Consider the following 9,815-nt stretch of genomic DNA (forward strand, 5'->3'; position numbering starts at 1 on the left):
TGCGTGATCACGGCGGCGGAGAGGGCCACATCCCGGTGCTGCCGCCTTGCGCCTGTTGATCAATCCCCCGAAGTATTTTCGCCCAGAAGAAGAGGGACGGGCTGGCAGAGCGGCGGCACCGGCCTTAGGGTGCGGGCAACGGAGGGATGCATGGACCTGTTCGAAGACGAGACCCCGGGACCCGGTGGCAATGCGCATGAGTTTACCGTCAGCGAGCTGTCGGGCGCAGTCAAGAAGACCATCGAGGGCCAGTTCGGCTATGTCCGTGTTCGGGCAGAGGTGGGGCGCGTGTCGCGGCCCCGGTCGGGTCATATGTATTTCGACCTGAAGGATGACCGGTCGGTGCTGGCCGCAGTCAGCTGGAAGGGTCAGGTGGCACGGATGCAGGTCCAGCCCGAGGAGGGGATGGAGGTCATTGCCACCGGTCGAATGACAACCTTTCCGGGCCAGTCGAAATACCAGCTGATCGTCGACAATGTCGAACCGGCCGGCGCCGGGGCGCTGATGGCCCTGCTGGAAAAGCGCAAGGCGATGCTGCAGGCGGAGGGGCTCTTCGCGGCGGAGCGAAAGCGCCCCCTGCCCTATCTGCCCAAGGTGATCGGCGTGGTGACCTCGCCCTCCGGCGCGGTGATCCGGGATATCCTGCACCGGCTGCGCGACCGCTTCCCGGTGCATGTGCTGATCTGGCCGGTCGCCGTGCAGGGGCAGAGATGCGCGGCGGAGGTCGCCACGGCCATCGAAGGGTTCAACCGCCTGTCGCCGAATGGCCCGGTGCCGCGGCCCGATGTGCTGATCGTGGCGCGGGGGGGCGGCTCGATCGAGGACCTCTGGGGCTTCAACGAGGAGGTCGTGGCCCGGGCCGCGGCGGGGTCGGAGATCCCGCTGATCTCTGCCGTGGGGCATGAGACGGATACGACGCTGATCGACTTTGTTTCCGACCGGCGGGCGCCCACGCCGACAGCGGCGGCAGAGCTGGCCGTGCCGGTGCGGACGGAATTGCTGGGCTGGGCGGCGGATATGCAGGCGCGGCTGGTGCGCGCCCAGGGGCAGGCGGTGCTGTCGCGGCGGCAGCGACTGGCCGATCTGTCGCGCGCCCTGCCCCGGCCGGAACGCCTGACCGAAAGCGCGCGGCAGCGGCTGGACACTTGGGCCGACCGGCTACCGAATGCGCTGCGCCGTGGGGTCGCGGCGCGACGGGTCAGCCTGTCCGAGACGGCGGGGGCACTGAAACCCGGGGTTCTGCGCGGGCGGATCGCGCAGGAACGTCAGCGGGTTACGGGATGGGCCGACCGACTGCCCACGGCGCTGGACCGCGGGGTGTCGCGGCGGCGCGAGACGCTCGACCTCTGGACGGGGCGGTTGGCGACGCAGCCTGCGGCCATGCGCCGGGGCCTCGACCGGCAGCGGCAGGACCTGGACCGGCTGGCCGCCCGCTTTGCCGATGTGGCCCGGCGCGGGGTGGAAACGCGGCGCGACCGGCTGGCTGCGCTGGACCGGCTGCGCGCGACGCTCGGGTACGAGGCAACGCTGGAGCGGGGCTATGCCGTGGTGCGCGACGGCGCGGGCCAGGTGATGACCCGCCGGGCGCAGGCCGTCGAGGCGGCCGAGTTGGCGATCCAGTTCGCGGATGGCACGCTGGCGGTTGGCCGGGGGTCAGCGACCGAGGCGCCCCAACCACGGGCGACAGAACCCAAATCGGCGAAGCCCAGGACCACCAAGAAAGACACGCCGCCGGAACAGGGCAGCTTGTTCTGAGCGGGTATTAGACGCCGACCTCCGGCCCGAGGCAGGTCATCGGCTCATCCGCGTTCTGCACTTCGTAAAGGGTGGTCTGCTCCGGATCGCCCTCGAACTGAGCGATCAGCCCGGAGGGCCCCTTGAAGAAGGTCCAGCATTGCGGGTTGGGGTCCACGACCTCTTCGTATTCGAAGCAGATCAGCCCGTCGCGTTCATACCAGACGCCATCCGAGCACTGCCCATCCAGAAAGGACCATTTGACCCGCCGGTTGTCGAAATATTGCTCGACGCCGTAGGCCTCTCCCATGGAGCCGTAATAGAAGGTCTTGCCCCGGGAATAGGCATCGAATTCCGCCGCCGTCATTGGGGACTGGGCCGCAACCGGGGCGGCAATAAGCGTGGCGAGCAGCAAAAGGATCGGGTGTTTCATAAGGTCAGCCTGCCAGACCGGCGCCAGCGCGGCCAGCGACATTCATGTGATCGGCGCCACCTTGCGCGCCGCTCAGAACCGGCTTTGCCATGTCAGCAGACGCGGGTTCATGATCTTGCGCCAGAGCGGCGGGAAAAGGGCAACAACCGCCATGACCGGCAGGGACCGGGGCAGCATCGGCATTTCCTTGGGGTCGATCTGCAGGCCCGGGTAAATCCGGCCGGGATGCATGTGGTGGTCGGAATGGCGCGAGGCATTCAGCATCATGGCAGAGGACATACGATGCGGGCTGTTCCAGCTGTGGATCGGGCGCACCGGGTCCAGCTTGCCGTCCGGCGCCTCGCCGCGTTCCAACCCGTAATGCTGGACATAGTCGGACAGAAGAATCTGAAGCTGCGCCATCCCGGCCATGGCCAGAAGCACAAGGACACCCGGCCAGTCGGCCAGCAGCCAGGCCAGCCCGACAAAGCCGATCCCGCCGAAGACGTAGCCGATATAGGGATGCGCGGTCCAGGGACGGCCCGCGCGTTTCAGATCATGCCGCTCGATCCGCCAGCCTTCGCGGAAGGATCCGATCCAGGCCCGGAAGAAGAAGCGGTAGAAGCTTTCGCCGGGCATGGCGGAATTGGGGTCATAGGGGGTGGCGACGTAAATATGGTGGATCTTCGGGTGCGAGGAGGCATGATGACCGAAAAGCAACGAGGTATAGACGATCTTGCCCAGTTGCACCGCCTCGCGGCCGGACCGGTGGATCAGCTCATGCGCATTCGGATGGCTGACCTGGCCGAAATAGACACCGTAGGCCAGCACAAGGGGCAGGATATCCCAGCCCTCCGCCCCGCCCGGCCCGCCAAGGTAGCGCACCGCGATGACCAGCAGGAATAGATGCGCCACGCCAAGCGCGATGGATAGGCCGTGACCGGTCTTGAATTCCTGGGCTGCGTCCTGATTGCGCCAACTGCGCGGCAGGGCGTGGTCCAGCAGGGCGGTGAACAGTGTCAGATAGACAAGGACGGCCCAGCCGATTTCACCGCCCATGGCCGTCCCGATGATCAACAGCGGGATGGGCAGGAGTGTTGCGATCAGGAATCCGATCATGTCCGCTCTACCTCGTCTTTCGAAGGCTTGACGCCCTTTGGCACCTTTTATCGCATTCGGTGCCGGTCCGCCTAGCGCAAAAGCGCCGGGGCCGACAAGGTCTGTGGGGGCAGTCGGCGGGATTGTCGCCAATACCCTTCCCCTTCCCTGCCGGGCGCATTAGGTGTTAGCCGACCACCGCAGACGGAGCCCGCATGGCCTTTTTCTCGAAACTCAAGGACCGGTTGTTCAAGTCCTCGTCCAAGCTCGAAGAGGGGCTGGATGCGATCGTGGCCGACGGGGGCGTTGAAGAGCCGGCGGGCGAAAGCTCTGCGCCGGAGCCAGAGCAGCCGACCCCGACGCCGGAGCCGGAGCCGGAGGTCCCCGACACGCCGGAGGTCAAGCCCACGCCCGAACCGGAGCCTGCGCCGGAGCCAATGCCCGTGCCGGAGCCCGAACCCGCGCCGAAGCCCGAGGTTCCCGACCTGCCGGAGCCCGAGGACCCCGCCCCAGCACCGCGCGGGCCGGAACCGGACCGGCCCGATATCTCCCCCGCGCCCCCGCCGGAGGTGCCCCCCGCCGCGCCGACGGAGGTCCCCTCTCCCGCGCCGGAACCTGCCCCGACCGCACCCGCGGAAGTGCCCGTCGAGAGCCCCGCGGAAGACACCCCGCGCGAAGGCGGGCTGCTGTCGCGGATCTTTGGCCGCCGGGACGCGGCGCCGGTGGTGCGCCGGGTGCTGGACGACGACATGCTGGAACAGTTGGAAGAGCTGCTGATCACCTCGGACATGGGGGTCGACACGGCGCTGCGCGTCGCCGCCAATATGGCCGAGGGGCGCATGGGCCGCCGCTTGTCGACGGCCGAGATCAAGGACCTACTGGCGCAGGAGGTCACCCGGATCATGGAACCGGTGGCCAAGCCATTGCCGCTTTTCCCCAAGAAGCCGCAGGTGGTACTGGTGGTCGGGGTGAACGGATCGGGCAAGACGACGACCATCGGCAAGCTGGCCAGCCAGTTCCGCGCCGCCGGGAAATCGGTGGTGATCGCGGCGGGCGATACGTTTAGGGCCGCTGCTGTCGAACAGCTGGAGATCTGGGGCGACAGGGCGGGTGTGCCCGTGTTGAAGGCCGCCGAAGGGTCCGATCCTGCCGCGCTGGCCTATGATGCGCTGGAAAAGGCCGAGGCGGACGGTGCGGACCTGCTGATGATCGACACGGCCGGGCGGCTGCAGAACCGCCAGGACCTGATGGAAGAGCTGGCCAAGATCGTGCGCGTGCTGCGCAAGAAGGACCCCTCCGCCCCCCACAACACGCTGCTGGTGCTGGATGCGACGACAGGCCAGAACGCGCTGAGCCAGGTCGAGACCTTCCGCAAGATGGCCGATGTCTCCGGCCTCGTGATGACGAAACTCGACGGCACGGCCAAGGGCGGTGTGCTGGTCGCGCTGGCGGACAAGTTCGGCCTGCCCATCCACGCGATTGGCGTGGGGGAACAGATCGACGATCTTGCGCCCTTCGATCCGGAGGAATTCGCCCGCGCCCTGACCGGAGCGGACAGCTGAGCGGTTCGGGGTCTGACAGCATGCGGCGCGATGTCGGTGTGCACCGCTGTGGTGGGGTCCCGGCCCAAGGCCGGGAGGTCATGGCATTGCGGCCGCGAGGTCCCGGCTCAGGGCCGGGACAGGGGTGGTCGCTGCCCCGGCCCTGCGCCGGGGCCTCAACCCTTTGCTCTACCAGGCGTCTGCCAAAACCCTCCCCGGCGGCCCCTCCGCCCGACCACCCAAACGGCAACCGTGATCTAGCCGCATGAGCGATTGGATCATCTCCATCGAAGGGACCGAGGCGGGGCATACGGCGGCGATGCTGCTTGCCCTGCTGGCGGCCTTTCTGCATGCGGTCTTCGGCTCGCTCCAGAAGGGGCGGATCGACCCCTGGCTGTCGCGTGGGGCGATCGACACGGCGCAGGTCATCATCAGCCTGCCCTTGGCCCTTTTCCTCGTGCCTTGGCCGCAGGGGACGGAGTGGCTGCTTATTCTGGGCGCCCTGCCGATCCATTTCACCTACAAGCTGGGCATGGCGCTGGCCTATTCGCGCGGGGCCTTCACCGTGGTCTATCCGGTGGTGCGGGGCATGGGTCCGGTCTTTACCGTCTTCGCGGCCTGGATCGTCTTTGGAGAGGTCTTCACCCTGACGCAATGGTTCGGCGTGATCGTGTTGTTGATGGGGATTTTCGGACTGGCGCTCTACAATCTGGTCACGATCGAGGTGGCGCGGGAAACGCTGGTGCCTGCGCTCTGGCTGGCGGCGGGGACCGGCGGGCTGGTCGCGCTCTATACCACCTATGACGCCTATGCGATCCGGGCCACGCCCGATCCCTTCACCTTCCTCGCCTGGTTCTTCGTGATCTGTTCGGTGGACATGCCCATCCTGGCGGCGCTGCGCTGGCGGCGGATGTCGGACCGGCCCGATCCGGTCCATCTGGCCCGGCTCGGCATCACCGGGGCGCTGATCGCCTTCGGCTCTTTCGGCTCGGTCATGCTGGCCACGCGACTGGACAAGGTGGGCGAAGCGGCGGTCCTGCGCGAAACCTCGACCGTCTTTGCGGCGCTGATCGGCTGGCTGATCCTGAAGGAAACCGTGGGGCCGCGTCGGATCGCGCTGATGACGCTCATTGCCCTTGGCGCCGTGATCGTGGAAGTTGGCGGCTGAAGCAGGAGAGATCATGACGGACCAAAACAAAGTGAACCCCTGGCTGAAGACTGGGCTGGAACTGGGACCGATCGTCCTGTTCTTCGCGGCCTATGTGAAACTGAAGGACCGGGTCTTCACCATCGGCGGGACGGAGTATGACGGGTTCATCCTCGTCACGGCCGCCTTCATCCCGCTGATCCTCGCCTCCACCGCGATCCTGTGGAAGCTGACCGGCCATCTCTCGAAGATGCAGATCGTGACGGCGGTGCTGGTCACGGTCTTTGGCGGGCTGTCGGTCTGGCTGAATGACGACCGGTTCTTCAAGATCAAGCCGACGCTGATCTATCTGCTATTCGGCGGCATCCTGGGCCTCGGCCTGTTGCGCGGGCAGAGCTGGCTGCGCCACGTGATGGAGGAACTGGTTCCGCTAGACCACGAGGGCTGGATGAAACTGACACGGCGGCTCTGCGCGTTCTTCTTCGGCCTTGCCCTGGCGAACGAGGTGATCTGGCGCACGCAGTCGACCGAAACCTGGGTCTATTTCAAGACCTTCGGGCTGACCGCCGCGCTATTCATCTTCTTCATCGCGCAAAGCCGTCTGTTCCGCGATCATGCCCTGGCCGACACCGCGGAGGAAGAATGATCCGCATCGCCACGGCAACCTATCCGCTGGACTGGTTCGCTGACTGGGCCGGTTATGAGGCGAAGCTGACCACCTGGGTGACTGAGGCCGCCCGGGAAGGGGCGCAGATCCTGGTTTTCCCCGAATATGGCGCGATGGAGCTGGCCTCGCTGGTCGGGGTCGTAGCAGAGGATCTGGAGGGCGCGACGGCGGCGGTGTCAGAGCTGTTGCCCCGGGCGAATGCCTTTCTGTCGGGTCTGGCGGTGGCGGAGGGTGTACATATCCTCGCCCCCTCCGGTCCGCAGCTGGATGGCGGTCAGTTGGTCAACCGCGCCGCCTTCCTCGCGCCCAATGGATCAATCAGATATCAGGACAAACTGATCATGACCCCCTGGGAGGTCACCCCCTGGTGCATCGCGGGCCAGGGGCCGCTTACCCTGTTCGACACCGCGCTAGGCCGGATCGGTGTACTGATCTGCTATGACTGCGAATTCCCCCTGCTGGCGCGTCACCTGACGGAGGCCGGGGCGGACCTGTTGTTGATCCCCTCGGCGACGGAGACCGTTGGCGGCTATTCCCGCGTGCGCATCGGCGCGATGGCCCGGGCGCTGGAGGGGCAGTGCTATACCGCGATGGCCTCCCTCACCGGGCAGTTTCCCCTGTCGGCGGTGGATGTAAGCCATGGGGCCGGGGGGATTTTCTGTCCGCCGGATGTTGGCCTGCCGCAGGATGGCGTGATCGCCAGTGCGGAGCTGGATACCCCGGGCTGGACCTATGGGGATGTCGACCTGAGCGTGCTGGGCCAGGTGCGGAAGGCCGGCGGTGTGCGCCTGCGTGCGGATTGGCCGCTCTCCGAACAGGCAGAGGTTCGGTCAGTTTCGCTGACCTGACCGCCCGCCCGGGACGGGTGTGGACAGTGTGTTCGGTCGGCCGGAAGCCTGCGGGCTTGACAGACAGGGCCAAGCCGCCTTTGGTTAGGCACATTCACGCGGGGGCAAGATCCTTGCAAGAACCTAATTGAAAACACTTTTTTGAACGCAAGACAGAGAGAAGGCCGACGGACATGGCAAAGAAGACGACCAAGACGGAAGCGGCGGACCAGACGGATGGCAAGAACGGGTCCGAAACCAAGATGGCGGATGCCTCGCAGATCGACCCCGATGTCGCGAAGAAGATCAATCAACTCCGCTCTGCCCTGCGCGAGAATTTCGGCAAGGTCGTGATGGCCCTGATGATGATGCCGCGCTATCGCTCGCAGATGCTGGGTGACCTGCAGCACCTGGTCCTCGATCCGATGCTGCACGACAGGATCGCCATCGCCTATCCCAATGCCGCCGAAAAGTCAGATGTTGCCGACATGGCGGGCTTCGGGATCTGGGCCAGCGTGTCCGAAGAGGTGGACGCCAAGATCCGCGAGCAGATCTCCAGTGGCGTATTTCCGATCCGGTTGAAGCCCGACGAATGGAACAGCGGCAATATCAACTGGTTGCTCGACGTCGTGGCGCAGGATCGGTCGACGATCACGACCGTGATCGCCAACTTCCGTCAGGTGGTCAAAGAGGGCGAATTGCGGCTGCATCCGCTGATCACGCGCCTTGTTGATCCCGAGGTGCTGGAGAAGATGGGCGCAAAGAAAACACCCGAGGGGGCCGGGGCCTCCGACTGAACCGGGCCGGACCGGCGGCCTTCAGCCCCCGTCCCCAGCCAGACGGGTGATCCAGTCGGCATGCGGGCCAAGCGTCGCGACCTGAGCGTCGGTTTCGGCGGCCGTCCTGGCGATGAACTGCGCCAGATCGGGGGCCGAGGCCGCCCGGACCATCGGGTGGAAGCCCCCGGGGCTGATCCCCTGCCCCCACATCACCTGCACCCAGTTCGGCGTGTCGAACAGATCGCCCTCGCCCCGGATGAAGCGGCCGGTGCGACGAAAGAGCTCCATCTTGGCGGTCAGGCTGTCGGGGACGGTCATGGCCCGGCACTCGCGCCAGAACTCCGACCCCTCGCGCGCTGTCAGGTGGTAGTGCAGGATCAGGAAATCCCGGATCGAGGCATATTCCAGATCGCTCTGCCGGTTGAACTCCGCCGCCAGATCCGGGGCGTGGCGCCGGTCGGGAAATAATGCGATCAGCCGGGCGATCGCGGACTGGATCAGGTGGATGCTGGTGGATTCCAGCGGCTCCAGGAACCCGCTGGAGAGGCCGATGGCCAGGCAGTTGCCCTTCCATATCTCGCGACGCTTGCCGGTGCGGAAGGGGATGGTGCGGGGGTCATCAAGGGGCGTTCCAGGGAGGTTGGCCAGCAGGGTCTTCAGCGCCTCCTCCTCGCTCAGATGCGCGCTGGAGTAGACATGGCCATTGCCGGTGCGATGGCGTAGCGGAATTTCCCATTGCCAGCCTGCGGCGCGGGCGGTGGCGCGGGTGAAGGGGTTCAGCTGCCCGTCCCCCTCCGACGGGATGGCGATGGCCCTATCGCAGGGCAGCCAATGCGACCAATCCTCGAACCCCGACTGCATTTCCCCCTCGATCAACAGGGCCCGCATGCCGGAGCAATCGAGGAAGAGATCTCCCTCGACCTGCCGACCGCCCTGCAGTTCGAGGGCCGTCAGATGGCCGCTTTCCCCGTCTCGCAGGGCGCGCCTCAGGATGCCCTCCTGACGCGTCACGCCCCGTGCCTCGGCGTAGTCGCGCAGGAAGGCGGCATAGCGGGCGGCGTCGAAATGATAGGCCGAGGCCGGAAGCCGCGCGCCCATGCCGCCCGGCGCAGGCCCGTAGCGCCCCTCGCGTGCGGCGCGGGTGGTGGGGATGAAATGATCCAGCGGCAGGTCCCCGCCCTCGGCCCGGTAGCGCAGCCAGTAATGGTGGAACGGGACCAGCCCGATGGTCCGTCCGACATCCCCGAAGCCATGGAAGTACCGTGCGCCCTCCCGATGCCAGCCGACAAATTCGATCCCCAGTTTGATCGTGCCGCCGGTCGCCCGCAGGAAATCCCGTTCGTCGATGCCGAGGCTGGAATTGAACAGCCGGATCTGCGGGATTGTCGCCTCGCCCACACCAATGGTTCCGATGGCCTCCGACTCCACCAGAGTGATGGCCAGGGCGTCGCCAAAGTATTTCGCCAGTGCAGAGGCCGCCATCCAGCCAGCGGTCCCGCCGCCGAGGATGACCACGCGCCGCGGTAAGGAGCCGGGAGAGGTCATGTCACGATGCTACCACGCGGCGCCGGGTGCGCCAGAGGCGCGGATCACCACGGTCAGACCCCGCC

The 9,815-nt window shown here is 66.4% G+C and carries 9 protein-coding genes; 6 read left to right on the forward strand and 3 right to left on the reverse strand.

Annotation, left to right across the window (positions count from 1 at the left end):
- The first annotated feature begins 150 nt into the window (after window positions 1-150).
- Window positions 151-1,755 carry an exodeoxyribonuclease VII large subunit gene (gene xseA / locus ACFC2Y_RS03955; RefSeq protein ID WP_375175352.1) on the forward strand — a complete coding sequence of 535 codons (1,605 nt, stop codon included), beginning with the start codon at window positions 151-153 and terminating at the stop codon, window positions 1,753-1,755.
- 7 nt (window positions 1,756-1,762) lie between these two features.
- Here the strand turns inward: xseA and ACFC2Y_RS03960 are convergent, their stop codons facing one another.
- Window positions 1,763-2,209, reverse strand: coding sequence for a hypothetical protein (locus ACFC2Y_RS03960; RefSeq protein WP_375186405.1), 447 nt, complete (start codon window positions 2,207-2,209; stop codon window positions 1,763-1,765).
- A gap of 30 nt (window positions 2,210-2,239) precedes the next feature.
- Window positions 2,240-3,265 carry an alkane 1-monooxygenase gene (locus ACFC2Y_RS03965; RefSeq protein ID WP_375175350.1) on the reverse strand — a complete coding sequence of 342 codons (1,026 nt, stop codon included), beginning with the start codon at window positions 3,263-3,265 and terminating at the stop codon, window positions 2,240-2,242.
- Window positions 3,266-3,459: 194 nt separating this feature from the next.
- Here ACFC2Y_RS03965 and ftsY point away from each other — a divergent pair, with 194 nt between their 5' ends.
- The 5 genes from ftsY (at window position 3,460) to ACFC2Y_RS03990 (ending at window position 8,223) form a co-directional block, all read left to right on the forward strand.
- Window positions 3,460-4,806: a signal recognition particle-docking protein FtsY gene (ftsY, locus tag ACFC2Y_RS03970; RefSeq protein ID WP_375175349.1), complete on the forward strand. Its 1,347-nt coding sequence runs from the start codon at window positions 3,460-3,462 to the stop codon at window positions 4,804-4,806.
- A gap of 244 nt (window positions 4,807-5,050) precedes the next feature.
- The gene (locus ACFC2Y_RS03975) at window positions 5,051-5,953 is read left to right on the forward strand and encodes an EamA family transporter (protein ID WP_375175348.1); all 903 of its coding nucleotides are present in this window, start codon (window positions 5,051-5,053) and stop codon (window positions 5,951-5,953) included.
- Between the two features lie 13 nt (window positions 5,954-5,966).
- Window positions 5,967-6,578 (forward strand): inner membrane-spanning protein YciB, encoded by a 612-nt coding sequence (locus ACFC2Y_RS03980; RefSeq protein WP_375175347.1) that lies wholly within the window; start codon window positions 5,967-5,969, stop codon window positions 6,576-6,578.
- Window positions 6,575-7,447 carry a carbon-nitrogen hydrolase family protein gene (locus ACFC2Y_RS03985; RefSeq protein ID WP_375175346.1) on the forward strand — a complete coding sequence of 291 codons (873 nt, stop codon included), beginning with the start codon at window positions 6,575-6,577 and terminating at the stop codon, window positions 7,445-7,447. Before ACFC2Y_RS03980 ends, ACFC2Y_RS03985 begins: the two co-directional genes overlap by 4 nt.
- Window positions 7,448-7,620: 173 nt before the next feature.
- Window positions 7,621-8,223, forward strand: a complete 603-nt coding sequence (locus ACFC2Y_RS03990; protein WP_375175345.1) for a toxin-activating lysine-acyltransferase — start codon at window positions 7,621-7,623, stop codon at window positions 8,221-8,223.
- 21 nt (window positions 8,224-8,244) lie between these two features.
- Here ACFC2Y_RS03990 and ACFC2Y_RS03995 read toward each other — a convergent pair whose 3' ends face one another.
- The gene (locus tag ACFC2Y_RS03995; protein ID WP_375175344.1) at window positions 8,245-9,750 is read right to left on the reverse strand and encodes a tryptophan halogenase family protein; all 1,506 of its coding nucleotides are present in this window, start codon (window positions 9,748-9,750) and stop codon (window positions 8,245-8,247) included.
- Between the last annotated feature and the right edge of the window lie 65 nt (window positions 9,751-9,815).

This window comes from Pseudooceanicola sp. (assembly GCF_041987405.1).
In the GTDB taxonomy this organism is placed as follows: Bacteria; Pseudomonadota; Alphaproteobacteria; order Rhodobacterales; family Rhodobacteraceae; genus Pseudooceanicola.

Excerpts from the sequence above, each read along its gene's own strand:
- xseA (WP_375175352.1), top strand. The coding sequence starts at position 151 with ATGGACCTGTTCGAAGACGAGACCCCGGGACCCGGTGGCAATGCGCAT.
- ACFC2Y_RS03960 (WP_375186405.1), bottom strand. The coding sequence starts at position 2,209 with ATGTCGCTGGCCGCGCTGGCGCCGGTCTGGCAGGCTGACCTTATGAAA.
- ACFC2Y_RS03965 (WP_375175350.1), bottom strand. The coding sequence starts at position 3,265 with ATGATCGGATTCCTGATCGCAACACTCCTGCCCATCCCGCTGTTGATC.
- ftsY (WP_375175349.1), top strand. The coding sequence starts at position 3,460 with ATGGCCTTTTTCTCGAAACTCAAGGACCGGTTGTTCAAGTCCTCGTCC.
- ACFC2Y_RS03975 (WP_375175348.1), top strand. The coding sequence starts at position 5,051 with ATGAGCGATTGGATCATCTCCATCGAAGGGACCGAGGCGGGGCATACG.
- ACFC2Y_RS03980 (WP_375175347.1), top strand. The coding sequence starts at position 5,967 with ATGACGGACCAAAACAAAGTGAACCCCTGGCTGAAGACTGGGCTGGAA.
- ACFC2Y_RS03985 (WP_375175346.1), top strand. The coding sequence starts at position 6,575 with ATGATCCGCATCGCCACGGCAACCTATCCGCTGGACTGGTTCGCTGAC.
- ACFC2Y_RS03990 (WP_375175345.1), top strand. The coding sequence starts at position 7,621 with ATGGCAAAGAAGACGACCAAGACGGAAGCGGCGGACCAGACGGATGGC.
- ACFC2Y_RS03995 (WP_375175344.1), bottom strand. The coding sequence starts at position 9,750 with ATGACCTCTCCCGGCTCCTTACCGCGGCGCGTGGTCATCCTCGGCGGC.